This window comes from Pseudotabrizicola sp. 4114 (assembly GCF_031457365.1).
In the GTDB taxonomy this organism is placed as follows: domain Bacteria; phylum Pseudomonadota; class Alphaproteobacteria; order Rhodobacterales; family Rhodobacteraceae; genus Pseudotabrizicola.
Map to the genome: position 1 here is coordinate 44,388 of NZ_JAVDWP010000012.1, position 24,145 is coordinate 68,532.

27 protein-coding genes and 1 pseudogene are annotated in these 24,145 nt (G+C 56.8%); 21 read left to right on the forward strand and 7 right to left on the reverse strand.

The window, feature by feature from the left end:
- The first annotated feature begins 21 nt into the window (after positions 1–21).
- The 15 genes from nthA (at position 22) to J2X53_RS19150 (ending at position 11,833) form a co-directional block, all read left to right on the forward strand.
- Entirely contained in the window at positions 22–636 is a 615-nt protein-coding gene (nthA, locus tag J2X53_RS19080) for a nitrile hydratase subunit alpha (RefSeq protein WP_349039087.1), read from the forward strand.
- Between the two features lie 12 nt (positions 637–648).
- Complete coding sequence (locus J2X53_RS19085) at positions 649–960, forward strand: hypothetical protein (RefSeq protein ID WP_349039088.1); 312 nt, start codon at positions 649–651, stop codon at positions 958–960.
- A complete protein-coding gene (locus J2X53_RS19090; RefSeq protein WP_349039089.1) occupies positions 960–1,316 on the forward strand; it encodes an SH3-like domain-containing protein in 357 nt (118 codons plus the stop codon). Before J2X53_RS19085 ends, J2X53_RS19090 begins: the two co-directional genes overlap by 1 nt.
- A gap of 4 nt (positions 1,317–1,320) precedes the next feature.
- On the forward strand, positions 1,321–1,689 hold the full coding sequence (locus J2X53_RS19095) for a nitrile hydratase accessory protein (protein ID WP_349039090.1): 369 nt from the start codon (positions 1,321–1,323) through the stop codon (positions 1,687–1,689).
- Positions 1,690–1,767: 78 nt separating this feature from the next.
- The gene (locus J2X53_RS19100) at positions 1,768–2,436 is read left to right on the forward strand and encodes an energy-coupling factor ABC transporter permease (protein ID WP_349039091.1); all 669 of its coding nucleotides are present in this window, start codon (positions 1,768–1,770) and stop codon (positions 2,434–2,436) included.
- Between the two features lie 155 nt (positions 2,437–2,591).
- Positions 2,592–2,768, forward strand: a complete 177-nt coding sequence (locus tag J2X53_RS19105) for a hypothetical protein (protein WP_349039092.1) — start codon at positions 2,592–2,594, stop codon at positions 2,766–2,768.
- A gap of 163 nt (positions 2,769–2,931) precedes the next feature.
- Positions 2,932–3,810, forward strand: a complete 879-nt coding sequence (locus tag J2X53_RS19110) for an NAD(P)-dependent oxidoreductase (RefSeq protein WP_349039093.1) — start codon at positions 2,932–2,934, stop codon at positions 3,808–3,810.
- Positions 3,811–3,849: 39 nt separating this feature from the next.
- Complete coding sequence (locus J2X53_RS19115) at positions 3,850–4,257, forward strand: carboxymuconolactone decarboxylase family protein (protein WP_349039094.1); 408 nt, start codon at positions 3,850–3,852, stop codon at positions 4,255–4,257.
- A 25-nt stretch (positions 4,258–4,282) separates the two neighbouring features.
- On the forward strand, positions 4,283–4,666 hold the full coding sequence (locus tag J2X53_RS19120; RefSeq protein WP_349039095.1) for a hypothetical protein: 384 nt from the start codon (positions 4,283–4,285) through the stop codon (positions 4,664–4,666).
- Between the two features lie 3 nt (positions 4,667–4,669).
- The gene (locus J2X53_RS19125) at positions 4,670–5,545 is read left to right on the forward strand and encodes an alpha/beta hydrolase (protein WP_349039096.1); all 876 of its coding nucleotides are present in this window, start codon (positions 4,670–4,672) and stop codon (positions 5,543–5,545) included.
- Positions 5,546–5,573: 28 nt separating this feature from the next.
- Positions 5,574–6,719 (forward strand): ABC transporter substrate-binding protein, encoded by a 1,146-nt coding sequence (locus J2X53_RS19130; RefSeq protein WP_349039097.1) that lies wholly within the window; start codon positions 5,574–5,576, stop codon positions 6,717–6,719.
- A gap of 74 nt (positions 6,720–6,793) precedes the next feature.
- Positions 6,794–8,332 carry a sugar ABC transporter ATP-binding protein gene (locus J2X53_RS19135; RefSeq protein ID WP_349039098.1) on the forward strand — a complete coding sequence of 513 codons (1,539 nt, stop codon included), beginning with the start codon at positions 6,794–6,796 and terminating at the stop codon, positions 8,330–8,332.
- Positions 8,333–8,346: 14 nt separating this feature from the next.
- The gene (locus J2X53_RS19140; protein WP_349039099.1) at positions 8,347–9,318 is read left to right on the forward strand and encodes an ABC transporter permease; all 972 of its coding nucleotides are present in this window, start codon (positions 8,347–8,349) and stop codon (positions 9,316–9,318) included.
- 16 nt (positions 9,319–9,334) lie between these two features.
- Positions 9,335–10,342, forward strand: a complete 1,008-nt coding sequence (locus J2X53_RS19145; RefSeq protein ID WP_349039100.1) for an ABC transporter permease — start codon at positions 9,335–9,337, stop codon at positions 10,340–10,342.
- Between the two features lie 12 nt (positions 10,343–10,354).
- Positions 10,355–11,833: an NAD-dependent succinate-semialdehyde dehydrogenase gene (locus J2X53_RS19150; RefSeq protein WP_349039101.1), complete on the forward strand. Its 1,479-nt coding sequence runs from the start codon at positions 10,355–10,357 to the stop codon at positions 11,831–11,833.
- 178 nt (positions 11,834–12,011) lie between these two features.
- Here J2X53_RS19150 and J2X53_RS19155 read toward each other — a convergent pair whose 3' ends face one another.
- Positions 12,012–12,230 (reverse strand): GMC oxidoreductase, encoded by a 219-nt coding sequence (locus J2X53_RS19155; RefSeq protein ID WP_349039120.1) that lies wholly within the window; start codon positions 12,228–12,230, stop codon positions 12,012–12,014.
- A gap of 125 nt (positions 12,231–12,355) precedes the next feature.
- Between J2X53_RS19155 and J2X53_RS19160 the strand changes: the two genes are divergently transcribed.
- Positions 12,356–12,769: a PaaI family thioesterase gene (locus J2X53_RS19160; protein ID WP_349039102.1), complete on the forward strand. Its 414-nt coding sequence runs from the start codon at positions 12,356–12,358 to the stop codon at positions 12,767–12,769.
- A 25-nt stretch (positions 12,770–12,794) separates the two neighbouring features.
- Here J2X53_RS19160 and J2X53_RS19165 read toward each other — a convergent pair whose 3' ends face one another.
- Positions 12,795–13,472 (reverse strand): GntR family transcriptional regulator, encoded by a 678-nt coding sequence (locus J2X53_RS19165; RefSeq protein WP_349039103.1) that lies wholly within the window; start codon positions 13,470–13,472, stop codon positions 12,795–12,797.
- A gap of 595 nt (positions 13,473–14,067) precedes the next feature.
- Here J2X53_RS19165 and J2X53_RS19170 point away from each other — a divergent pair.
- Positions 14,068–14,430, forward strand: coding sequence for a helix-turn-helix domain-containing protein (locus tag J2X53_RS19170; RefSeq protein ID WP_349039121.1), 363 nt, complete (start codon positions 14,068–14,070; stop codon positions 14,428–14,430).
- Positions 14,431–14,453: 23 nt separating this feature from the next.
- On the opposite strand, the gene J2X53_RS19175 is transcribed toward J2X53_RS19170, so the two are convergent.
- The 3 genes from J2X53_RS19175 to J2X53_RS19185 are packed head-to-tail and all read right to left on the reverse strand — an operon-like array spanning position 14,454 to position 17,418.
- A complete protein-coding gene (locus J2X53_RS19175; RefSeq protein ID WP_349039104.1) occupies positions 14,454–15,407 on the reverse strand; it encodes a GTP-binding protein in 954 nt (317 codons plus the stop codon).
- 12 nt (positions 15,408–15,419) lie between these two features.
- Positions 15,420–16,490: an NAD(P)-dependent alcohol dehydrogenase gene (locus J2X53_RS19180; protein WP_349039105.1), complete on the reverse strand. Its 1,071-nt coding sequence runs from the start codon at positions 16,488–16,490 to the stop codon at positions 15,420–15,422.
- 49 nt (positions 16,491–16,539) lie between these two features.
- Positions 16,540–17,418 (reverse strand): arginase family protein, encoded by an 879-nt coding sequence (locus tag J2X53_RS19185; protein WP_349039106.1) that lies wholly within the window; start codon positions 17,416–17,418, stop codon positions 16,540–16,542.
- 262 nt (positions 17,419–17,680) lie between these two features.
- Between J2X53_RS19185 and J2X53_RS19190 the strand changes: the two genes are divergently transcribed.
- The 4 genes from J2X53_RS19190 (at position 17,681) to J2X53_RS19205 (ending at position 22,409) form a co-directional block, all read left to right on the forward strand.
- Positions 17,681–18,784, forward strand: coding sequence for a sugar ABC transporter substrate-binding protein (locus tag J2X53_RS19190; protein WP_349039107.1), 1,104 nt, complete (start codon positions 17,681–17,683; stop codon positions 18,782–18,784).
- A gap of 104 nt (positions 18,785–18,888) precedes the next feature.
- Positions 18,889–19,887 carry an ABC transporter permease gene (locus tag J2X53_RS19195; RefSeq protein ID WP_349039108.1) on the forward strand — a complete coding sequence of 333 codons (999 nt, stop codon included), beginning with the start codon at positions 18,889–18,891 and terminating at the stop codon, positions 19,885–19,887.
- The gene (locus J2X53_RS19200) at positions 19,884–21,428 is read left to right on the forward strand and encodes a sugar ABC transporter ATP-binding protein (RefSeq protein WP_349039109.1); all 1,545 of its coding nucleotides are present in this window, start codon (positions 19,884–19,886) and stop codon (positions 21,426–21,428) included. Before J2X53_RS19195 ends, J2X53_RS19200 begins: the two co-directional genes overlap by 4 nt.
- An 18-nt stretch (positions 21,429–21,446) precedes the next feature.
- Complete coding sequence (locus J2X53_RS19205; protein ID WP_349039110.1) at positions 21,447–22,409, forward strand: ABC transporter permease; 963 nt, start codon at positions 21,447–21,449, stop codon at positions 22,407–22,409.
- A 310-nt stretch (positions 22,410–22,719) separates the two neighbouring features.
- Here J2X53_RS19205 and J2X53_RS19210 read toward each other — a convergent pair whose 3' ends face one another.
- Together J2X53_RS19210 and J2X53_RS19215 are read right to left on the reverse strand one after the other, a co-directional pair.
- Entirely contained in the window at positions 22,720–23,580 is an 861-nt protein-coding gene (locus J2X53_RS19210) for an arginase family protein (protein ID WP_349039111.1), read from the reverse strand.
- Between the two features lie 207 nt (positions 23,581–23,787).
- Positions 23,788–23,943 (reverse strand): annotated as a pseudogene (locus J2X53_RS19215) (IS21 family transposase); the annotation flags it as partial.
- Between the last annotated feature and the right edge of the window lie 202 nt (positions 23,944–24,145).

The following is a 24,145-nucleotide window of genomic DNA, read 5'->3' on the forward strand; positions in this document are numbered from 1 at the left end:
ATCTGACAGTGAGAGGATGACATGACAACGGATCACGATCACCACCATGACCACAGCCATCGCAGCACGGACGTTTCCTTGCGTGTGAAGGCGATCGAGTCGCTGCTGGTAGAAAAAAAGCTGCTTGACGTCGAGGCGGTCGATAAGCTGATCGACCTCTACGAACATAAGATCGGCCCGCGCAATGGTGCGCGTGTTGTTGCCAAAGCCTGGACCGACCCGGAATACAAGGCGCGACTGCTCAAGGACGGCACCTCTGCCATTGCCGAACTGGGCTATTCCGGGGTTCAAGGCGAGGACATGGTTGTGCTCGAGAACACGCCGGATGTGCACAATATGGTCGTCTGCACGCTCTGCTCCTGTTATCCGTGGCCGACGCTGGGCCTGCCGCCGAACTGGTACAAAGCGGCGCCTTACCGTTCGCGCGCGGTAATCGATCCGCGTGGCGTGCTGGAAGAATTCGGCACCGCTATTTCGTCCGATGTCGAAGTCCGCGTCTGGGACAGCAATGCGGAGCTGCGCTATCTGGTCCTGCCAATGCGTCCCGCTGGCACTGAAGGCATGTCCGAAGAGCAACTGGTCGAACTGGTCACGCGCGACAGCATGATCGGCGTCGGCTTCCCCGTGCAGCCATAAAGGAGCATCAGCATGAACGGAATCGCAGATCTTGGCGGTCGGCACGGAATGGGGCCGATCAAATTCGAAGAGAACGAGCCGATCTTCCACGCCGAATGGGAACGGCGGATGTTCGCGATGTTCATTCTGGCCTTCGCGGGCGGGCATTTCAACATCGACCAGTTCCGCTATGGCATGGAACAGATGGCACCGGCCGAATACCTGACCTCGGACTATTATCAGCACTGGATGCATTCTCTGGAAATCTGGTGCCGGGCCAACGGTACCTTTGCCGAAGGTGAAGTGGAGCGCCGTATGGCCGAACTGGCGAAGGAGGCCGCGTAATGCTGACAATGTTCCCTGCAGAAGGTGTTGAAGAGCTGGTGCGGACCGGCGGCTCGTGCCGGGTCGCGGTCGAGATGCCATGTGGCTTCAAGCCCGGGGACCGGGTGCGCGCCGTCAACATCAACCCCGTCACCCATACCCGCCTGCCACAATATGTGCGCGGCAAATGCGGCGTGGTCGTCGAGGATCGCGGTGTCTTCGTGTTCCCCGATACCAACTCATTGTTGAAGGGCGAAAAGCCCCAGCATGTGTACAGCGTGGTCTTCACCGCCGCCGACCTCTGGGGACCCGACGCCAATCCCAAGGATTCCCTCTATATCGACCTTTGGGAAGACTACATCGTTGCAGCGGAGTAGCGCCATGCAGAACACGTATAAGCAGATCGAAGGCCTTCCGCTTGAGGGTGAAGACCCTGTCTTCAGCGCCCCATGGGAGGCCAAGGCTTTCGCCATCACGGTAAAGCTGAGCGAGCTTGGTCATTTCACCTGGGCTGAATGGGTGGAGACTTTCGCAGCAGAGGTCCGTCATGCCGAGTCGCATAAGGATTTTGACGCGGGGCATGATGATGGCAGCGCCTATTACCACACTTGGCTGATCGCGCTTGAAAAGCTGCTGGAGGCCAAAAGCCTTGTCTCCGATGCGGAACTGGACAGCCGCCACCAGCATCTGATCGACAATCCGGTGCCGCATGACCATGTGGCGCGCCGTGAGCCGGTCTGCGTCGCCTGAAACACCAACGCCGGTGCATTTGGCGCCTGCGTCTCCCATCAACTCATCCCGCCCCAATGGGGTAACAAGGAGGCTGGAATGCATATCGAACCTGGTCTGGTCGATGCGTCGAAGATCGTGCTGAGCTACGCGACTGCTGCCACGGCTGTTGCGGCCGGTGTGTTTCACATGCGCAAGGACATCACCCAAAGCGGAGGGACGATGTTTGTCGCGCGCAGCATCGTTGCTATGATCGCGGTGATCATCTTCTTCGAGGTGTTGCCGCACTTTCCTGTCGGCGTCTCAGAGGTTCACCTCATCCTCGGCTCTTCCCTGCTGCTGATGCTGGGCACCGGGCCTGCGGCCGTAGGGCTTGGCCTTGGCTTGCTGATCCAGGGCGTGTTTGTCTCGCCATTCGACCTGCCGCAATACGGCATGAACCTGACCACTCTGCTGGCACCGTTGTTCGTCATTCACGCCATCGCAAGCAAATCGCTTGCCGGACGCGGCTACACATCGCTGGGCTATGCCGAGGTGTTCAAGCTGTCGCTGGTCTATCAGGGCGGCATCGTGGCATGGGTCGCCTTCTGGGCGATTTATGGACAAGGCGTCGGGGCTGCGAACATTCAGGCGATTGCCGCGTTTGGCGCATCCTATATGTTGGTCGTGCTGATCGAACCACTGGCCGATCTGGCCCTGTTGTTTGTGGCTAAAAAACTGAAATCAGGGGCCCTTCGTCGGCTCCTCAACCCGATGGTCTATGCCTGATACGGCAAACTTTTGCCAGTTATGCACTGTCAGGCGCCCGATCTCCCTCGGGCGCCTTTGCTTTTTGGTCCTATCCGACCTCAGGTGGCGGTGCCGATCGAGCTGAGAAGAGCACGCGGTTCCGGCCACCTTGAAAGCTATAGTGAGCGTCCGGCATGACGCTTGGCGCTTCCGGTGGTCTGGCTTCAACACATCCGTCTGGTGTTTTTTTCGGGGTCAATAATACCACCCTGAGACCATTCTGGAACATCACACAACTGCCTGAAGCTGCCGCATTTCGAGCGCGAGTTTCACATGTGCCTGGCAATCTGCGCGTGATCAAAAAAGACTGAAGACCCGTGACGTACCGTTTTTGCGCTGTCCTTCGATCTGACTTTGTTCTGCCCGAGAGCAATGCAACCGCCCTTGCGCTTGCCACACCTAAAACAGATTCCAAATACAAAATGATTGACAGTTTGTAATACAATGTTTTAGTCATACAGCAGGGAGGACATCATGACTGAATTCAATCGCATCGCATTTATCGGCCTGGGCCAGATGGGCTTGCCCATGGCCAGGAACCTTGCGGCCGGCGGTTTCGCCGTGATCGGCTTTGATGCCTTTGAGCCGGCGCGTCAGGCTGCGGGGGATGGTGGTATCAAGGTCGCGTCAAGCCTGAACGAAGCACTCGCAGATGCTGACTGCATCATCACAATGCTGCCGAACGGCAAAATCGTGCAGGATGCGCTTCTGGGTGGCGAGGCTTTCCTTGAGGCGCAACCCGGGGCTGTCTTGCTGGAAATGAGTTCCTCTGCGCCGACCGATACACGGGTTTTGGCTGGCAGGGTCTCTGCACACCTGCGGGTTGTTGATGCTCCGGTTTCCGGCGGCGTCAAGCGGGCAATCAACGGTTCTCTGACCATCATGGTCGGGGGGGATACCGACGCAGTGACTCAGGTCATGCCGGTTCTGAACTGCCTCGCATCAGGCGTATTCACCTGCGGCCCGGTCGGTGCAGGCCATGCCATGAAGTCGATCAACAATTTCGTGTCGGGTGCGGGGGTCATCGCCGCAGTTGAAGCCGTTGCGCTGGGAACAGCCTTCGGCCTGTCGGCTGATACAATCATTGACGTCCTGAATGCATCGTCGGGCAAGAACAACGCGACCGACGTGAAGATGAAGCAGTTCGTCCTGAGCGGCACGTTCGCGTCCGGTTTCGCTCTTGGTCTCATGGCCAAGGATATCGGCATTGCAGCCGAACTTGCCGACAATCTTGGACTGAACCTTGCCGGACTGAAGCAGACGTCAGCTGTCTGGAATGAAGCGGCCGAAGCGATCGGGAAAAGTGCCGACCACACCCGCATTTCTGAATTTCTCACGAAATTATCTGCCTGAGCCGCTCTTGCGGTTACCAACTATGAAGGGATCAACTCGATGACCACCACAGAAGATGGCGGCGAGCGCGAACGCAGCGAGGCGTTTGAACGCGGCCTCAAAACCCGCCGTGAAGTGCTGGGTGACGCGTATGTAGATGCATCGCTGAACAAAGCGACGGACTTCAGCTGGCCCATGCAGCAACTTGTCACCGAATACTGCTGGGATGAGATCTGGAACCGTCCAGGCCTGTCGCGCCGCGAACGCTCGATCCTGAATCTCGGGATGATTTCTGCCCTGAACCGGCAGCATGAGTTGCGCACACATGTTCGCGGTGCGCTGAACAACGGCCTGACCAAGGATGAGATTGCTGAGGTTTTCCTGCAGGTCGCCATCTACTGTGGCGTTCCCGCAGCTATCGACAGCTTCCGCAGCGCCCAGCAAGTGCTGGACGAGATGGCAGGCTGAACCAACACTTTCGAGGGAGGACAAAATGGGACTTGATTGCAAGGCCTTCGCAGAGTTGGCGAGAGGCGATTTCGAATTCACGCGTGAAACGCGTTACCTGACCGGCATCATCAAGCTGGAATTCGGTGGCGGCATTGTCTGGGCGCTGAATTTTCACAATGGCGTGCTGACCCTGGTCGAGGACGGTGTCGCCGTCTCGGACTCGGATTGCAAAATCGTCGTTGGGGGCCGGTCGGATCAGTGGGAAAGCCTGCTCGAAGACAAGCCGCTGCCCTTCTACCAGTGTCTCCAGTCTGCAGCGGTGAAGCATCAGATGAAGCTGTCTGACACCAACGAAACATTTGCTTATCTGCCGGCGCTGAACCGCATGACCACGCTTCTGCGCCAACTCAAGAACGGGAGGGCCTGAGCCATGACAAAGCATGATCCGATCACAGGGCGTTACGTTTATCTGACCGTCGAAGGCATCGAATACCGCGTTTACTATGAAGAGGCGGGGCAGGGGATTCCATTGATCGTGGGCCACACCGCCGGATCCGATGGTCGACAGTACCGCCATCTGCTCTGCGACGAAGAGGTCACCAGAAACTACCGCGTCATCGCGTTCGACCTGCCGTATCACGGCAAATCGCTGCCGCCTTACGGCGTGCGGTGGTGGGAACAGGAATACAACATGACGAAGGCGCGGATGATCGCCTTCCCGAACGCGCTTTCTGACGCCCTCGGACTGGATCGTCCGGTCTATATGGGGTCGTCGATGGGCGGGCACCTGGCCTGTGACCTGGCATCGACCTGCCCTGAACGGTACCGCGCGACGATCGCCGTTGAAGGCGCTCTGCGCTCGGCTGTCGAGTATGTGGATGTCGGCATGGCCGGCATTCGCAAGGAATTCGACAATCCTAACGTCAACCGCACATCTATCGGCGCGGCGATGATGCTGAACATCTCGCCCTATTCCCCTGAAGAGAACGTGCGTGAGATCCAATGGGAATATGCCTGCGGCGGTCCCGGCATCTTTGCGGGTGACCTGTTGTACTACTATTACGAGCACAACATGTCAGACGACGAGGCCCGCGCCATCGATACGTCGAAGTGCATGCTCTACCTGCTGACCGGCGAATACGACCCGAACACATCGCCAAAGGAAACGCAGGCGCTCGCAGACTTGGTTCCCGGCGCAAAATTCTGGCCGATGAAGCAGTTGGGGCATTTCCCGGTCACCGAAGACTACACGAAGTTCCGTCAATACCTGCTGCCGATCCTTGAGGAGATCAAGGCGAACTCGTGACTGCAATCAACCAAGGGAGGAGCTAAGAATGAACTATTCTAATGTTGTCAGGACGCTTGCTTCCGCAGGGGCTTTCACCCTTGCGGCTGGCGGCGTCTTTGCTGAAGGCATTGCCGATCTTCCTGCCAGTGAGCAGGCATATTACGGGATGGTCGACCCCCAAACTCCGCTGGGCGCTTCGCCGCTTGCCGACTTCGCGGCCAAGAACCCGCCGCCGTGGAAGATTGGCTATGCGTCATCCTATGCCGGCAGTACCTGGCGCAAGGCGGCTCTGGACGAAGTAATGAACACGCTTTTGCCCGCCGCGAAAGAAGCTGGTCTGGTATCGGAAGTGGTTGTCACCGAATCCGATCTGAAAGACGCCGTTCAAATTCAGCAGATGCGTCAGATGGTCGATGACGGTGTCGATGCGATCATCATCTGCTGCGCGAACGTCACAGCCCTGAACCCGACAATCGAATACGCCCACTCCCGCGGTGTGCCGGTATTTTCGTTCTCTGGCTATGTAACGTCGCCCTACGCCATCAACGTGGCTGCAAACCATATGCAGGGTGGCTACGACATGGGCAAATGGCTGGCCGAAGAGATGGGTGCCAAGGGTAATGTTGTGCTTGTGTCGGGGATCCCCGGCTTTGCGTCTTCCGACAGCTTTGATCTGGGTGCCAAGAAGGCTTTGGAAGAATACCCTGAGATCTCGGTCATCGGCGAAATCGCCGGCAAATGGACAGACCAGGTCGCGCAGACAGAACTGCAGAAGTTCCTTGCGACCAACCCACAGCAGGTTGACGGCGTCCTGACCCAATCCGCGCAAGAGAATGGTGTGCTGAACGCCATGCTGCAGTCGGGCCGCGATATGGTTCCTATCACCTTGGGTGGCGAAGCTTCGGCCGCATGCTACTGGCGCAAGAACCCGGACTGGATCTCGTCGTCCTTCCACATCTGGCCACCGGCGCGTGAAATGGGTCAGGCCTGGGATGTGATGCTGCGCACTTTGGGTGGTGAGGGTCCGAAGGTTCAGACCATGCTGCGTCCGGTCTTGCCGTACACGATCGAAGATGTGAACGCCGCTCTTCCTGAAGACTGCGATCTGAACTCGACTGACTGGATCCAGCCGACCGCTGATCAGTGGTGGCCTGCCGATATTGCAAAGCAATACTTCAACAACCCGAAGTGAAGCTCTTTTGAACGGCGGAGTCCGGTCCCTGCGACCGGGCTCCGGTCTATCAGCGCGGGTAGAAGGAAGAATTGATGACTGGACCCATATCCATTCAGGTTCGCGGCTTGTCCAAGCGGTTTGGCGAAACTCATGCTCTGACGGACTGCGATTTCGATGCCTATCCGGGTGAGGTACATGCCATTGTCGGCGAGAATGGCAGCGGCAAAAGCACCCTGGCAAAGATCCTTTCCGGCGTCCTGATTCCCGATGCGGGTTCGGTCGAGGTGTTCGGCCGTCCGGTAAAATCCCCGATTGCGGCGCGCGAACGTGGTGTCGCCACGATATTCCAGGAAGTTCTCGTCGCGGATGAGGCCAATGTCATCGACAATCTTTATGTCGGTTCAGAGGGGCTGTTGTCCAATGGCAAAAGCCATGCTGAAAAGGTCCGTGAAGCGGACGAAATCCTGCGCCGTTGTGTGGGCCATCCCGTGGATCTTCGTGCGAAGGTCGGAACGCTGCCCCTGAACGTCAAGCAGTGGATCGTGATTGCCCGCGCAATCCTGCGCCAGCCCAAGGTTTTGATTCTCGACGAATCTTCTGCTGCACTTGACCTTGGAGCGACGACCCGCCTGCATGCAGAGATTGAACGGCTTCGCGACCAGGGTTGCACGATCCTGATCGTGACACACCGGATTGCAGAACTGGTAAGGATCGCAGATCGCGCAACCATTCTGCGTGACGGCAAGGCGGTGGGTGTTCTGGAGACGAGCGAGATCACCGAGGCGCGGCTGCTGGAGCTGATGACACAGGCAGGTCGCACCCTTGCTGCTGCTCCGGTGGTCTTCAGTGACCCGGGTTTTGCAACTGCAGCTCCTGTTATCACGGCAACCCAGCTTCGGCTCTTTCCTGAGTCCGCCGCCTTTGATTTCCGATTGCAGCCCGGGATGATCGTCGGCCTTGCCGGTCTGGACGGTCAGGGGCAGGATCGGTTCGCCCGCACACTGGCGGGCATTGCCGCCCCGGCATCGGGCGAGGTCATCTGTCTTGACGAAACTGGGCAACCTAAGCCGCTTTCGGGGCTCGACGACGCCTATGACCTGCATGTCTCGTGGGTGTCGGGGGACAGAAAACGGGAAGGCATCTTTCCGCAGCGCAGCATCTTTGAGAACTTTGCGATGGGAATATACCGTCGTAACCTTGGGCTTCTGGGCAAGGTGGACAGGCACCTCGGGCAGCAGCTTTTCACAAAGGAAGTTGACAGGCTGAAGATCAAGACGGGGCCGATCAGCAACCGCATTACATCGCTGTCCGGGGGCAACCAGCAAAAGGTGCTTATTTCGCGGGCCTTTGCGGATGATCCGCGCGTGATCGTGCTGAATGATCCTGCCCGGGGCGTTGATCTGGGCACCAAACGTGACCTTTACCGCGAATTGCAGGCCTTTGCCCGCAACGGCGGATCGGTTGTCTACCTGTCGTCCGAGATCGAAGAGTTCCTGGGTTTTGCACATCGCGTCGATGTCTTTGTCAACGGATCAATCTTCCGGTCGCTGGAGGGTGCCATGATTGCGGAAGAAGCCATGCTGGCCGCCATGTTCGGGCAACCGCCCGGCACACATATCGAAATCGCTTGAACCGAGGAACCCACATGCGCATATCAAACACGCTTCGAGGCCTTGGCTCGCTGACTGTTCCCACCGTCCTGTTCGTCGTTCTCCTGCTGGTCGCAGCTGTTCAGGCCCCCCGGCTATACAGTGTCTCCGGGATTGCGAACGCTATTCTCGTCGCGGCACCGCTGATCCTTGCAACACTCAGCCTGACCCCCATCGTCATGGCGGGCCGGGGTGCGGTTGATCTCTCTGTCGGGCCGCTGATCGGCTTTCTGAACGTGACGCTGATTACGTGGCTGTCGGGAAACGGGATCACCAATCCCATCGTTTTCTGCCTCTGGGCTTTGCTTGCCGGTGCCGCGTTTCAGTGCATTCAGGCGCTGGTCGTAATTTACGTGCGGATCGCGCCGATCATCGTAGCCCTGTCTGGTTATCTGATCCTGACGGGCGTCAATCTCATGATCATGAGCCGTCCCGGTGGGGTTGCCCCTGACTGGATGTACAGCTGGGCGGGCGGTGGTGAACCACAGATCTTTTCGCCGATCCTGTTGCTGGTTCTCGCTGCCCTCTGCCTGTGGGGTCTTGTGACGCGGACCGGCTTTCACCGCCAGCTGCGTCTTGTCGGTGCAGATGAGCGCATGGCCTATACGGCAGGGGTGCGCGTCGATCTGATCCGCCTTCTGGCCTATGCCCTGGGCGGGGTTTTCGCGGGTTTTGCGGCGCTCAGCTATACCGCGCTTATATCGTCCGGCGACCCTACACAGGGTTCGACCTATACGTTGCAGGCAGTAACGGCACTTGTGCTTGGCGGTGCCAGTCTGGCGGGGGGCAGGGGCGGAGCGACAGGGGCGGTGCTTGGTGCACTGAACATGTTCCTGATCTCGTATCTTCTGGGATCTTTCAACTTTGGCTCACTTTCGGGGTTCATAACCGCTTTGGCCTATGGCGCCATTCTGGCGGCATCGCTTCTGATCAGTGTTTTTTCCACCCCGTCCAACCGCACCGCTTGAAGAGGCCAACATCATCATGACAAACCCGCAAAGTGCGTCTCAGGCTTCCGGCTTCAGATTGCCGATAGACCGGTCCATTCTCATCGGCGCAGGTCTGTTGGCGCTTCTGATTTTACTGGGTGGCTTTCTCGTGCCGGGCTTCATCTCGGTTCAGAACTTGCGGTCCATTCTGCTGCTGGCGGCCTTCCTTGGCATCGCCTCCCTTGGGCAAACCCTGTGTGCGTTGTTGGGAGCACTTGACCTCTCGATCCCCTTCGTTATCGGATCGGCGAACATTCTGTTGCCAAGCTTGCTGCTGTCAGGACTTCCGCCCGCTTTGGCTATCGTAGTGGTCATCGCCTTGGGGGCGCTGGTTGGCAGTCTGAACGGTTCCCTGAGCTTCCGGCTGCAAGGTCAGGCTTTGATCATGTCGCTCGCCATTGGCTTTGCGACGGTCGGGGCAACACAGATCTATACTTCCATCGGGTCTGACTTTGGCGGCAATGTGTTTGCCGAAATTCCGGGGTGGTTGCGCAATCTTGCGGCGTTTAATGGCAAAACATTTGGCATCCCGATGCCGCCGGTCGTGTTCATCTGGGCCATCATCGCGGCCATAGTGGTCTGGATCATGCGCAACACCTGGTTTGGGCTTGGCATCTACGCCCTTGGTGGGAGCCGGACGGCGGCACAGCGTCTGAGGATTTCTGAGTTCAGGACCTGGGTGACCGTCCATGCCATATCCGGTGCAATGTCCGCTGTGGCCGGACTGCTTCTGCTGGGGTTCTCGGGCGGCGGATTTGTGGGCGTCGGAGACCCATATCTGTTCACGACTGTCGCGGCGGTTGTAATTGGCGGAACATCCCTTTTGGGCGGTGCCGGGGGTTATGGCGCGACCGTTCTGGGTGTGCTTGTGCTGACGGTCCTGACCTCGTTGTTGGTTGGTCTTGGCCTGAGCTTTGCATCTCAGCAAGCATTCGTCGGGGCTTTGATTATTCCGATGGTGGCTGTTTACGCCCGCGCCCCGCACATACGCAATCAAATCTGAAAGGTCGGTCTGATGATCGCTTCCACTCTTCTGAAACGTCTCGCGGATCCAGGGCTTGTGCGCGAAGAGGCGTTGCTGGCCGGTGCCTGGGTTGATGCCAGGTCCGGTGCGCGGATCACGGTTCGCAATCCTTCAAACGGTGAGGTTCTGGCCGAAGTTGCCGACATGTCGCTGGAGGAAATCCGCGAGGCGATCACCGCCGCAGACGTTGCACAAAAGCTCTGGGCTGAAACAACCGGCAAGGAACGCGCGATTGTCATGCGCCGTTGGTATGATCTTGTCATGGCCAATCTGGAAGATCTGGCCACTATCCTGACCTCTGAAATGGGCAAACCGATTTCCGAAGCCCGCGGCGAGATTGCCTATGGTGCCGGCTATATCGAATGGTTCGGCGAAGAGGCCAAGCGGATCTATGGCGATACCATCCCCGGTCACCAGCGTGACAAGCGCATCATCGTTCTGAAACAGCCTGTCGGTGTTGTGGCGGCAATTACGCCCTGGAACTTCCCTTCTGCCATGGTCGCGCGCAAGTTCGCACCTGCGCTCGCTGCCGGCTGTTCGATGGTGTTCAAACCTGCCGCTGAAACCCCGCTATCGGCCTTGGCGCTTGCCACTTTAGCCGAACGCGCAGGTCTGCCCAAAGGGTTGCTGAGCGTGCTTCCGACCTCGAATGCGCGCGCCTTCGGCGAGGAGGTGTGCACCAATCCGGTCGTCAAGAAGCTGACCTTCACCGGATCGACCGAGGTTGGCCGCGTTCTGATGGCGCAGGGTGCAAGGAAGATTCTGAAACTCAGCCTGGAGTTGGGTGGCAACGCGCCGTTCATCGTTTTTGACGATGCCGATCTGGACGCCGCCATTGAAGGCGCGTTGATTTCAAAATTCCGCAACAACGGTCAGACCTGTGTTTGCGCGAACCGCATATACGCCCAGGCGGGTATCTATGACCGCTTCGTCGAGAAACTTGGCGCTGCGGTGGCAAGAATGCAGGTTGGCGATGGTTTTGCGGACGGTACGGTTCTGGGGCCGCTGATCAACGAAGCGGCCAAAGCAAAATTGGAAGATCACATCGCGGATGCGCTGTCGAAAGGCGCATCAATTGTCACAGGCGCCGAACAGCATGCGCTTGGCGGAACGTTCGTTCGCCCGACTGTGCTGAAGGATGTGACTGCCGATATGAAAGTGGCGCGGGAAGAGACGTTTGCGCCCTTGGCCCCTGTGTTCAGGTTCGAGACCGCTGAAGAAGTCATCAGACTGGCGAATGACACCGAATTTGGTCTAGCGTCTTACTTCTATGCCAATGACCTGACACAGGTGTGGAAGGTCGCCGAGGCGTTGGAATACGGCATGGTCGGGATCAATACAGGCCTGATTTCCACCGAAGTCGCGCCCTTTGGCGGCGTCAAACAGTCCGGATTCGGACGAGAGGGGTCGAAGTATGGTCTCGATGACTACCTCTCGATCAAATACCTCTGCCTTGGCGGTATCGCGTAAAGCGGCCGGAATGCTCCCTGTTCTGGCTGCATGGCAGAGCAACTCCCGGTCCGCAGATCATTGCGGACCGGGATTTTTCGGGATTGAGGCTGGCAAAAAATGGCACAACCCGCATCGGCTCAGCTCTGCAACCGTGGTCTTCGGAGACCCGGATTTGAGGTTGCGAAACGATCTGTCTTCAACCTTTGTCGGTCAGGGCCATCTTCGGGCCTTTTTCCGCGATCATGCAGGTGGTTGCATAGGTATTGGCCAACGGCATGCTGGGCATGATTGGCGCGTCAATCACCCGCAGATTTTGCACCCCATGCACCTGTAGTTTGTGGTTCACCATAGAGTCCGGGTTTTTCGCCGGACCCATCCGCGCTGCGGTGGTTGGGTGGCGAATTTCACGTGACAGAACCGCCTCGTCCCCTGTCCCCGCTCATGTTCATAGGATAGGTTTCGCAGGCATGGCGACCAATGTGATCATCGGGGCGAATATACCGATGGGTGCCATATGTCAGGCAGCACAATGAGGGCATTTTGAAACACGACGACCGGATAGGGCAAGCGACCATTCTGCCTGCATTCCCCGAACTGCTAGGCATCAAGCTAATGGAAGTGTCCGCTGAAAAAGTTGTCGGGCAGATGCTGGTAACAGAAGCTCTGGCGAACCGGAACGGCGTTCTCCATGGCGGAGCACTGATCAGCCTTGCAGATACACTGGGCGGAACCGGCGCAGTTATGAACCTGCCTCCGGGAAAGACCACCACGACAATCGAGAGCAAGACGAACTTCCTCAGGGCAATTCCGCTCGGCCAGATCGCGACCGGAACTTCACTTTGTTTGCACGCAGGGCGCACGACCAGTCTGTGGCAGACGACAATTGTGCGCCCCGACGGTAAACCGGCGGCAATCGTCACGCAAACTCAGGTTGTCATAGATTGGCGTGCCTGAGGCGGAACGCTTGTCAAGAACGGTGCTACCCGGCTTTCGACTGCATCCCGCTAAGAGCCGCTTTTGCCGCGTTGCGGATATGCAGCCGGCACGCATTCCCGGCCGCAACACCGTCGCCTGCCTGAATGGCGGCAACGATCGCGCGCAGCTCGGTGAGGCTATGCACCAGCCGTCCTGGTTGCGACATCGAGGTCATTCGTAGAAGCGCAATTCGGTTGTAAAGCGATTCAAGGGTTTGACCGACAAAGACATTGCCACAGCCCTTGAGGAGGAGATTATAGAACCCCGCCTTGGCAGAAAGGAGTTCTCCGGACGTGCCAGACTCGGCAATGCGCTCGAAATCGGAAAGTGCCGACCCCAACTTGGCCTTCAGTTCAACAGACCCGGTCAGAGCAAACTGTTCACCTGCGTAGCCCTCAAGAAGGGCACGAAGCTCATAAAGTTGCTGTGCTTCCTGCTTGTCCATGACCGCTACGGTCGGGCCCTTGTGGGGAATGACGTTGATCAGCCCTTCCGCCTCGAGATGACGCAATGCCTCGCGGATAGATGTGCGGCTGACATCAAGAAGCTCGCACAACTCACGCTCGACCAGCCGCTGGCCCGGAACAAAATGACCCTCACGGATCGCGGCCCTGATCTTGTCCTCGACCTGGCCACGTAGCGTAGAGTTCCGCTTGGAGACTTTGAAATCCATCTCAGTCATTTTCGGTGTATCCTTTTCTCTAGCACTCAGCATAGAAGCGTTTTTGTATGATGAGAAGACGCTCATACAAAATACAAGCTGTGCCGTTCGCGCTTTTCCTCAGTGGAATTCTGCCTATGTTGCGATCCAAACAGTTCACGCTACTGGATCACAATGGCAGCAACGGTCGACACCCGCCAAGTCTGCGCGGAGCCTTTGGCCAGTCGCCACGGTAAGATCAACTGCCCAGCGACCGCCTCCCTGTTGACCTATGCCTGTCTCTGCTGATTTGGCAGGATCAGGGGTTGGCCGCGAAATTTGTCATCTGCGTCCAAAACGAACCCGGAGTTTGCGCTGGCCTATGTTTTTTGCTCTCATGGCTGCGGGCCGCTGCATCGCGGACAGCGGGCTGCGTTGGAATTGTACATGCGGCGCGTCGGTGCTAAACTTACACACAGGTCAACTTTGCGCCGCGGTCGGTTGCTGACCTTAAGGTGATTCCAGAAGTCACTGTCGGAGCCATCAGACACTGACCGCTTCGGGTGTGAACCATGGAAATTGCGTCAACGCGCCGGGGCCAACGCGGCAATGATTCTGGAGATCGAATTCTATGACGATGCGGGGTTACAAGAGTGGCATAACCACAGTTGAGGATACGCCTTTCGGCTACACTCTCTCTCTGATCAGTGGCAAGTGGAAGATGGCAATTCTTTACCTGCTCGCGGAAAACCAACCGGTCCGATATAATCAACTGCAGCGGTATATCCGGAGTATCACTTATAAAAGTCTTAGCCTGCAGCTGAAACAGCTCGAAGCAGATGGTTTGGTCGTCAGAAAGGAATTTCCGCAAGTTCCCCCACGCGTTGAGTATTCTTTGTCTGAAAAGGGGGAGTCGATCATTCCGATATTTGAAATGATGTGTGAATGGGGCATGGCACACGAAGATGTTGCTTCACAGAAGCAAGACGTGGCTTCCTGAAGGTACTTCTGGCATCTGCCGATCTATTGCCACCGATAGCGGCCGGAAGAAAGGGGATATCTGAATTTCTGCTGGATTTTTTCGCGCAAGATGAACTTCCCTATGAATACAACATTGCTTCGCGATGAATCCGGGAAAGTGCTCAGCGTATAGCGATCCGAAACAAAGTCAAATTTAACCCACTGTTCCCCACATTGCAGAATTCCTTTCGCTCGCTGGATGTCCCCAAATTCCCCACCAGACAACAGATCAAGGATTTGCAGCAGCTCAAACTCAGAAAAAAGCTGTACTTCTTTCAGAGAGAAACTCTCCCAGACGGGAGCTTCAATTGTTTTTACATGCCCGTGCAGCGCCTCGTCAGTCAACAGGCCGCGCCACCAGTCTGGCGCTTGACGCGAGTAGTGATGGGGACAATCCACAATAGTCGGGTTCAGTTTGCGGATTTCCTGCAGAATGCCCATCCGTTCAACGACAGGCATTGTTTCACATTTCGAAAGAACAACAGTTCCGGCTGACTTTATCTGGTCAAGAAACACGGCATCCTTGGAAGAAAGCAAGTTATAAAAGCTGCCAGCATCGACTATAGAGACAGGCTTCAATACCGCCAGAGCATCGTGCTCGATCGTGCGCAATATCGCCAGAACATTAGACAACATTCCAACCCCAGTCGTCTCAATGATGAGCACTTCGGGCCTGATGCTCCCGAAAACAGACATGACAGCAGCGACAAGATCGCCAGTCGATGTGCAGCAAATGCAACCAGACGCCAGCTCAATAACGTCCAGCCCCGCTTCCTGTCGAAGAAGGGTGCTGTCGATTGTTGAATCGGCAAACTCGTTCTCGAGAACACAGAACTTAAGTTTCCGGTCCCTTACCAACGAACTTATGAATGTTGTCTTGCCAGAGCCAAGGAAGCCAGAAACCACCAGGATTTTCATTTGGTAAGGCGGAGCAGACGGGCTGTGCCCCAGATCCATGGCGGATGCCACCTAGCCGACCGTAATTACGGACTTGATCAGATCAACGGGCTTTTCACGCGCCAGAAAGATCGCCTCTTCCAACTGATCCCATCCATAAAAACGGTGCGTAATCAGCGGCTTAACGTTAAGCCGCCCAGTCTCAAGCAAGACGCCCAGCTTTTCCATGCGAAGACGACCGCCCACCATTGCGCCACCCACGATCTGTTTGTTGCCCATTCCAAAGCCCCAATCAAGGCTCGGGACAACCAGCTTGTCCGACATGGCCAGCGAGATGACGCTACCAATCTTGCCGCCTGGTTTGACGCTGCGGACGGCAGACACGAAAACTTCGCCTGTGCCACCGCAGACGCAGACCCGGTCTACGCCCTTGCCCCCGGTCAGGGCAAAAACCTGATCTTCGATCGGGCCATCCTTGTAGTTGATGACATGCGTTGCGCCATAGCCCTTTGCGGCGGCGACGCAGCGCGGCCGCGAGCCCACTGCGATGATCTTGCCAGCGCCGCGGAGCGCGCTTGCCGCGACGGCCATGAGTCCTACGGGGCCAATGCCAATCACAAGAACCGTGTCGCCGAATTGCACATCGGCGAACTCGACGCTTTGAAATCCGGGGGCGACCATATCGGCCAGCATCGTAGCTTCTTCCGCAGAAACGCCATTGGGCAAATGCGCGAGATTTCCGTCGGCATCGTTACAAATGAAGTACTCTGAAAAGACGCCGTCGGCCGAGTTCGAGTATTTCCAGCCGTTCAAAAGCCCGTCCGAATGTGAAGACTGACCAGCTTGCGCTGCAAGGGAACTCCAGTTTGGTGTCACCGCAGGCACCACGACCTTGTCACCGGGTCTGAAATCTTTCACCAAAGTGCCGACTTCGGTCACCTCCGCACAGCACTCGTGGCCCAGAATCATATTGGTCCGCTCGCCAAGGGCCCCCTGCCAGACAGTCTTGATGTCCGTTGTACAGGGGGCTACCACCAGGGGCCGCAGAACAGCATCCATCGGGCCGCAGACGGGAACCGGCTTTTCGATCCAGCCGGTCGCCCCGATCCGGAGCATTGCGTAACCCTTCATCATTTTCGTCATGGCTTGGTCCATTCTTTCCGGCATTTCGCAAAGCTAAAGATTAATACGCCTAATTTCGCAGGATTGGCAGCTGCGCTAGTAGCGCTTTCAGATTAATGGCATCCCATGGCAGGTGTTCGGTGATGCCCAAGCCTACCAGTTCAGCATGGCTGGCGGCATCTTCAATGACGCGGGCGATGCTTTGCAGGTTCATCTTGCCCTCGGGAAAGAACTCATAGGGGCTCACGAGGGGGTCCGGTTCCGCGAAGTAGGTCGAACGGAACTTCGCGGGATCCAAAACGTCCAGGTCAAAATGAATCGCCAGATATCGGATTTTGTTGACGCGAATCCATTCGACCACGGCATCAGAGCTTGCATTAAGCTCATAAGCTCCGGAGACCTTCAAATTGTGCCGGTTTATAACTTCAGTCTCTTGCCCGGTCAGACCATCTGAGCGCAGGCCACCGAACATAATGTGAGTCGGCTTGAGCGGAGCCTTCACGTAAGCCGAGAACTGACTGTCGCCTTCGCCGAGGAGATTTCCAAGCACCATGGTGTGAGCATTCGGATACTCTCCGGTGGTTTTAATGTCAGGATGGGCGTCCAGCCACAGTACACCAAGCTCACCGCCGTATCGTTCATTCAGATAGGCAAATGGGGCCTGAGAGACCAGACAGTCGCCGCCAAAAACAACGATCTTGTCAGGGCTTTCTGCTCGAATGATTGCGTCAGCAGATTCAAGCTGCCGGATCAAGGCAGAGCGATGGTTTATTCCGCCCTCTGATACTGCGTCCCGGCCATCAGGCGCATCGATCTGAACCTCAACTGTCTTGTCGCTGCTTTCGGGAGCCAGCCATGCCAGCATTTTCGATCCAAAATAAGCGTTCGGATTATTTCCACCCTGCCATTGCGGCATTACGAGGCGGAGAGTCTTTTCTGGATTGCTCATGAATTAGCTCTGTTCCACATATTTTTGACTGGCAAGCTGAAGCTTTCCAGTATGTTGCGGCCTCGGAGGCCATTACGGGACCCAACGTAAAGGATTGCAGGATATTTAAAAGTACTGAACAAAATTACCCACACTATACTGCATTACAGTATGGGTACTGGAGTATAGTCCAAACTGCATAGATGCAGTACTTTTATATTGACTGATTGTCTGATTGTGAGCAAATCATCCTACCACTGAGTCACAACAGGGGTAAAAAATAATGAAGCTCACCGACAAAAAGATGCTCGATCTCCGTGCTCCCAGCCGCAGAGACATGCTGAAGGCTTCCATGGGTGTTGGGGCGGTGCTGGCGGCACAGGGTCTGTGGCCAGGCCGCGCAAACGCCGCCGATGAAGATATTGAATTTGCGTGCGTCGTCGTATCAACGACGAACGCCTACATGCTTGATCTGGCACGGGGCGCAGAGATCTTCGCGGCATCCGTCGGCCTGCCTTACAAAACAATCGATGCAAATGGCGATTCGCAGCAGCAATTGTCCCAGATCCAGGCGACCGTTGCGTCCGGCAAACGACTTGTGATGACAATTTGCGCCGTGAACAGTGCCGACATCCCGCGGGTTGTGCGCGCCGTAAAGTCCTCGGGAGGCACGATCACGACCCATTGGAACAAGCCAACCGACTACCATCCATGGGATGCAGGCGACGAATACGTCGCGCATCTTGCCTATGACGGCTATTCATGCGGTAAATATATCGCGACCGAGTTGTTTAAAGCGATGGGCGGCAAGGGCGGTGTCGTGGCGTTCAAAGGCCGGCAGGATGCCGTTCCCGCACAGCAACGCTATGAGGGGCTGCTCCAGGCGTTGAAAGACTTCCCTGAAATCAAACTTCTTGATTCGCAGGTTGCAAACTGGGAGCGTCAGCAGGCTTTCGATATCACCAAGACGATGATCACGAAGTTCGGTGACGAAATGACCGGCGTCTGGTGTGCAAGCGACTCCATGGCAACAGGCGCTTATGCCGCAGTCGAGCAGGCCGGACGTCTGGACAAGGTGAAATTCGTTGGCGTCGATGCCAACCCCGAGGTCCTGCAGATGATCAATGATGGCGACGCTTTTGTCAGCACATACACATCGGATGGCGTTTACAACGGCGCCGTCGGGCTGGCCATGGCATATGCTGCCGCGACCGGAAAACTGGATGTGGCAGGGCTGACCAAAGAGCAGCGCGAAGGTAATTATAGCCAGATTGCCATCGGCAAATCGAATGTCGCACAATACCTGAAGCCCGCTACGCCTGAAATGGTCATGGCAGAGGTCGAAAAAGGCTTCTTTGCTCGTCTCGCCGGGCCTGCCCTGGACTGAGAAATATCGGCATGACCTGAACCAGCACGAAAGGTCCTGTGCCGTTTCGTGCTGGAAATATTTTAACTGCTGCAAAGCAGAATACGGGGGCGGTGGTCAAGGAAATGAAACTGGAACAGAACTCGGTTGAAGACCGGAGCGGAAAATTCAGGGTTTGGTTGGAAAGCTATGGTGCATTTATTGCGCTCAATATTGCTTGCGCTGCGTTTGCACTCGCGGATCCAGGCACCTTTCTGACCCCGACCAATCTTCGCACGATATTGGATCAGTCTGCGGTTCCTGTCATCATCGTATGTGGCCTGACCTTCGTTATCCTGATCGGAAGCATTGATTTGTCGACGGAAGGTGTCCTGGCGGCCAGTTCGTTGACATTTGTGCTTCTGAGCAGCAACTCACGCAACGCGATTGATCTTGGCATAGGGGCTTTTTGGGTCGCGTTGGGTGTGGGCGCGTTGTTCGGTTTATTGAGTGGCCTGCTTCAGACCCGCCTTCGGATACCAAGTTTCATGGTGTCGCTTGGCCTGTGGTTTATCGGACTGGGCGTCGGCACCGTTCTCTACGGGTCCGACGTGCCCGTGCTGACCAGCGAGGAATCACGCAACTGGGTCAGTGCCAGCAACCTGGGGGTATCGAACGCCGTGCTGCTGGCTGCCTTTATGGTGGCGGTGTCATGGATCATCTCCGGGTATACAAGAATGGGCCGTTTCGCCTATGCGATCGGGACGAATGAAGCCATCGCCCGGCTGAATTCAATTCCGGTGGGTCGGTACAAGGTTTTGATTTTTGTCTATGCCGGGTTCTGCATTTCGGTAGCGGCAATCATCGCCAGCTGTCGGCTTGGTGTCGGAACTCCGGATGTGGGCAGCGGACAACTGTTTCTGACGACTGCCGCAGTCATTGTGGGCGGAACCCCACTTTCTGGCGGCAGGGGTGGAATCCTGCAATCGGTATGCGGCGTTTTCCTGCTGATTGTCATCAGCAACGGCCTGATCCTGATCGGAGCCAGTCCGATCACACAGCAGGCGATGTCTGGCCTGATCATTGTCACCGCTGTCGTCCTGACAGGCTATCGCCAACGTGATCTGCTTCGGGTGGTCAAATGAACATGGAAAGCAAACCGCTGAACCTGATTGAACTGGACCGGGTATCCAAGAGCTATAACAGGAACCTGGCGCTTGATGACCTGACAATCCACGTGAAACGCAACGAAGTGCTGGGGCTGATCGGCGAAAACGGTGCCGGAAAGTCGACGCTTCTCAAAATTCTGGGCGGGGTTCACTCTCCTGATAAGGGAATGCTGCGGGTCAACGGTAAGGAACGAAGCTTTCGCGAACCGAACGACGCCGCTGCTGCCGGGATCGGAATTGTCCATCAGGAGCAGTCTCTGATCGAAAACTTGTCGGTTGCGGAGAATATCAGTCTGGGCTCCCGTGCGCTCGCGGGTTCAAAGCCTGTTGTACGGTTTGGGTTTTACCGATGGGGCACGATCAACGACGAGGGGCAGAAGGCTCTTACGCATATCGGCTCTGAGGTTTCTCCTACGGAGATCGTGTCACGTCTGTCTTTTGCCGACAAGCAGATGGTCGAGATTGCCAAGGCCGTCAGGCAGGCGACGCAATCCGGCAACGAGCCGGTTATCATTCTTGATGAACCGACCTCCGTGCTTGAAAAACAGGACATTGACCGGCTTGAGACAGAGGTTCAGCGGCTGAAGGCCATTGGCTCTGTCATTTTCGTATCGCATCGGCTGGATGAGATACGGCGGTTCTGCGACCGTGTCTACGTTATGCGGGCGGGCCGGATTGTGGCCGAGTGCCAGGCATCTGAACTGGTTGATGAAAATCTGTTCTATCTGATGACAGGCAGGGCAAAGCTAGAGCGGAAGCCACAGCGACGTGGCGACGCCAATCCAGCAATTCCGGCGCTGCAACTGCGGGGCGCTGGTTGCATGGACCACTTTTCTGATGTGGACCTGACGGTCGAAAAGGGCGAGGTCCATGTTCTGGTCGGTGCGCGCCATTCAGGACGGGAAGAGCTCTGCCGCGCCCTCTTCGGGCTGTTACCCTTCACGTCGGGCTCGGCTCTCGTTTCCGGGACTGAACTGCGCGGTGCAACGATCCGCAAGGCTATCTCCATGGGCATCGCCTATCTTCCGGCCGAGCGTAAACTGGAAGGTATGGTCGCGGGCCTTACGGTGGCGGAAAACCTGCTCCTTGCGCATCCCGCAGAAGCCCGCTTTGGCGGTCTATTGAATTTTCGCCGGATGAAAGACGAGGCGATGCGGTGGATCAACAAACTGGATGTTCGGCCGACGGCACCTGATCTCGATATAGGACAGCTCTCGGGCGGCAATCAGCAAAAGGTGGTGCTGGCGAAATGGGCCCGGAGCCCCAACCTGCGACTGCTGCTGCTGGATACCCCCACAAGGGGTGTGGATCCGGGGGCACGCGAATACATCAACAGTCTGATCGAGGAACTCTGCGCTACGGGGGTTGGTGTGCTGCTACTGGCGGACACACTCGACGAAGCACTGGCGGTGGGCCACCGGATCACGGTCATGAAAGACGGAAGGATTTCTGCATGTTTCCAGAATAGCGCCGAAAGCTCGCCGGAGCTTTCTGAAATCGTGAAGCACATGATCTGACGGCAGGACAACATAGCTATGCAAAAATCAGAATTCGGAAGTATTGCAAACCTGACCCGACGGTTTGGACCAGCACTGGTGTTCTTTCTGCTGCTCGGAATCGTCTCCCTTTTTCAGCCCTCTTTCCTGACCGGACGGGGAACGACGATCCTGCTCTACCAATGTGTGCCAATACTTGTGCTGGCCCTTGGCCAGAGTCTTGTGCTCGTGACAGGGAGCATCGATCTGTCCAACGCCGCGTTGGCCGTGCTCTCATCCGTACTCGTTGCAAAAGGCCTGGAACCTCTGGGCGCAATGGCACCAGTTCTGACCATCATCGTTATCTCTGCTGCCGGATGCCTGACCGGAATCCTGATTACGGTTTTTCAGGTTCCCTCTTTTGCCGTTACTCTGGGTTTGCTTGGCTTCTGGCAGGCCGTTGCGCTTCTGATAACGCAGCAGCAAACGCTGTATATCGCCGCCAATGGTGAAATCCTCTTCTGGATGACCGATCTCGAACTATTTGGGTTGCAGCCAATCGCCTTTGTCGGAGCTGCGATTGCGATCATTGCATGGCTCCTGGTCCAGCGGACGCATTTTGGAATAATGCTGCGTTCCACCGGGCTGAACGAACGGGCGTCTTTGCTGGCAGGCGTGAATACCAAGGTCATCAAAATTGCGGCTTTCACCTTTTCAGGTGCCTGTGCCGCTGTGACGGGGATCATCATTACCGCACAGCAGGGCGCTGCATCAGCTTCCGGTCTTGGAAACGGCCTGCTTTTGCCCGCCATTGCCGCCGCAATCCTTGGTGGCGTCTCTATTTCGGGTGGCACCGGAAGGCCCCTGAACGTTGTCTTTGGCGCGTTGATCGTAACGCTCATTCCGATCGCCAGCGTGATCGCCGGTTTTGACCCACGGCTGCAACAGATTGTCTTCGGTGTAGCGCTGATCCTGACAGTTGCGCTTACACAGGACCGCAAGACGTCAGGGACCATTAAATGACAGGGTTCCGTCTTCATGTGAAGACGGAACCCAACCCCCCGGTGCGCCATCAGACATCCCGTCCGCCGCCGCCCCGGTCAGCGGACTTTACGCGCGGAGTGAGCCGGGTCTGGCCCGTCTGTCTGCTTTTGGAACGCCGAAGACATACGACGTTGTGCGCGGTTCCGATCACCGGCCCGATACGCGGCAGTTGATCTGGAAAATGGCCGCGGTTGCGTCTGGCGGCGCAGCCGTGGGGTTGCCATCGGCACTGCGTTCAGCCACCGCATCCCGGGCGGCCTTTGCCGTGCTAAACCCGTTTCCAGATCGTCTACCCGGACAAGATCGGAAATTGCTTAAGCAATTTCTGAAGATTGACAACATCCCACGGCAGATGCTCCGTGATGCTAAGGCCAACGACATCAACTGACGCTGACACTGCCCTGATCAGGGATGCTACTTGATCGAAAGACATCGACCCCGACCGTTGCAGCTGCGTGCTGTCCAGTTTCTGCATGGGCAGTGCGAAACCCTGGCTGCGGAAGGCTTGTGGACTGAGCACATCAAGATCGAGGTGAATGGCAAGGCGAGTGATTCCTGTGTCCCTCAGCCAGTCCATGACTCCCCTGTTGTCACCGAGATCATCGGCAGCAATGCGCGCGACACCAAACTCCGTCAGTCTGTCATCCTCGTAGTCGAAGAGCTTGGAAAGGCCAACCATCATAACCCGTTCAGGTGGGATTGGCGATGTAACGCCTTCGGACAGCGCGGGCTCACCTCTTCCCAACAGGTTTGCCAGAACCATTGTATGGCCACGGCTTCGCTCCTTTGCCGTCGCGACATCGGGATGCGCATCCAGCCAGAGCACACCTAGTTCCCCGCCGTACAGTTTGCTCAGATAGGAAAACGGAGCCTGGCTGACGAGGCAGTCACCGCCGAACACAACAAGCCGGTCCGGCTTGTGCTGGTTGATACGGGCGGCGATATCTCTGATGTGCGCGGTCAGGTGATCCAACCCGGCTACACCTTCGCGGCTCAGCAATGGCGCGGGATCAAATGGCTCGACAGCGATTTCGACTGTCGGGCAGTCACCTGCGGGTGCCAGCCACTCCAGGAGTCTTGCGCCCATGGGATAGGCCTCTGACTCGCCACCCTGCCATTGCGGCACCAGAAGGCGTAATGTGTTTGTCATTGTCTGCCCCATCCGGTTTCCGAAACGCGTTCGTGATTACATCAGCAATCAGCTCGGCGGTGATATTGGTGGGATACCCATGCTTGTGCAAGGGATTGTCGCCCTGTTGATTTGCACCCAGAACTGAGCCGGTTTTTTCACCGAGAAGTGAGCCACCTCTGATTATGGATTTTGGTTCACGCTGTGGTCAAGGGTGGGTTGGCATTGGCGGGAATGCCGAACGTTCTTCTCAACTTGACCTTTCTCCCATCCCGCCGCCGGATTGCGAAACTCGGGCTCGTAAACATAGTGGTTCGTCATGGCGAGGAAGCGCATGTTGATCTGCCCTTCTTTGCCTTGGCCGACACGATCCACCGCCGTCTTCCCTCGCCATGGCCTTGAACCAGTGACGCTCCGGCGTCGCGCACTTTGTGTAGATCTGCTGCCGCGTCACACTATGCCGCTGAGCAACCTGCGTCACCGTCGCACCGCATATCCCGACCGACAGCACATTCCCGAGCTTCTCATCGTCGCTCCACCGCCGTCGCCGCTCCAGCCCCAGAATATCACCACGCATCGCAAGCCC

Coding starts and splice junctions, on each gene's coding strand:
- J2X53_RS19105 (WP_349039092.1), top strand. CDS start 2,592: ATGACGCTTGGCGCTTCCGGTGGTCTGGCTTCAACACATCCGTCTGGT.
- J2X53_RS19115 (WP_349039094.1), top strand. CDS start 3,850: ATGACCACCACAGAAGATGGCGGCGAGCGCGAACGCAGCGAGGCGTTT.
- J2X53_RS19210 (WP_349039111.1), bottom strand. CDS start 23,580: ATGACAAACACATTACGCCTTCTGGTGCCGCAATGGCAGGGTGGCGAG.
- J2X53_RS19165 (WP_349039103.1), bottom strand. CDS start 13,472: ATGACTGAGATGGATTTCAAAGTCTCCAAGCGGAACTCTACGCTACGT.
- J2X53_RS19175 (WP_349039104.1), bottom strand. CDS start 15,407: ATGGATCTGGGGCACAGCCCGTCTGCTCCGCCTTACCAAATGAAAATC.
- nthA (WP_349039087.1), top strand. CDS start 22: ATGACAACGGATCACGATCACCACCATGACCACAGCCATCGCAGCACG.
- J2X53_RS19195 (WP_349039108.1), top strand. CDS start 18,889: ATGAAACTGGAACAGAACTCGGTTGAAGACCGGAGCGGAAAATTCAGG.
- J2X53_RS19170 (WP_349039121.1), top strand. CDS start 14,068: ATGCGGGGTTACAAGAGTGGCATAACCACAGTTGAGGATACGCCTTTC.
- J2X53_RS19205 (WP_349039110.1), top strand. CDS start 21,447: ATGCAAAAATCAGAATTCGGAAGTATTGCAAACCTGACCCGACGGTTT.
- J2X53_RS19140 (WP_349039099.1), top strand. CDS start 8,347: ATGCGCATATCAAACACGCTTCGAGGCCTTGGCTCGCTGACTGTTCCC.
- J2X53_RS19180 (WP_349039105.1), bottom strand. CDS start 16,490: ATGACGAAAATGATGAAGGGTTACGCAATGCTCCGGATCGGGGCGACC.
- J2X53_RS19110 (WP_349039093.1), top strand. CDS start 2,932: ATGACTGAATTCAATCGCATCGCATTTATCGGCCTGGGCCAGATGGGC.
- J2X53_RS19100 (WP_349039091.1), top strand. CDS start 1,768: ATGCATATCGAACCTGGTCTGGTCGATGCGTCGAAGATCGTGCTGAGC.
- J2X53_RS19145 (WP_349039100.1), top strand. CDS start 9,335: ATGACAAACCCGCAAAGTGCGTCTCAGGCTTCCGGCTTCAGATTGCCG.
- J2X53_RS19150 (WP_349039101.1), top strand. CDS start 10,355: ATGATCGCTTCCACTCTTCTGAAACGTCTCGCGGATCCAGGGCTTGTG.
- J2X53_RS19130 (WP_349039097.1), top strand. CDS start 5,574: ATGAACTATTCTAATGTTGTCAGGACGCTTGCTTCCGCAGGGGCTTTC.
- J2X53_RS19200 (WP_349039109.1), top strand. CDS start 19,884: ATGAACATGGAAAGCAAACCGCTGAACCTGATTGAACTGGACCGGGTA.
- J2X53_RS19190 (WP_349039107.1), top strand. CDS start 17,681: ATGAAGCTCACCGACAAAAAGATGCTCGATCTCCGTGCTCCCAGCCGC.
- J2X53_RS19095 (WP_349039090.1), top strand. CDS start 1,321: ATGCAGAACACGTATAAGCAGATCGAAGGCCTTCCGCTTGAGGGTGAA.
- J2X53_RS19090 (WP_349039089.1), top strand. CDS start 960: ATGCTGACAATGTTCCCTGCAGAAGGTGTTGAAGAGCTGGTGCGGACC.
- J2X53_RS19085 (WP_349039088.1), top strand. CDS start 649: ATGAACGGAATCGCAGATCTTGGCGGTCGGCACGGAATGGGGCCGATC.
- J2X53_RS19125 (WP_349039096.1), top strand. CDS start 4,670: ATGACAAAGCATGATCCGATCACAGGGCGTTACGTTTATCTGACCGTC.
- J2X53_RS19185 (WP_349039106.1), bottom strand. CDS start 17,418: ATGAGCAATCCAGAAAAGACTCTCCGCCTCGTAATGCCGCAATGGCAG.
- J2X53_RS19120 (WP_349039095.1), top strand. CDS start 4,283: ATGGGACTTGATTGCAAGGCCTTCGCAGAGTTGGCGAGAGGCGATTTC.
- J2X53_RS19135 (WP_349039098.1), top strand. CDS start 6,794: ATGACTGGACCCATATCCATTCAGGTTCGCGGCTTGTCCAAGCGGTTT.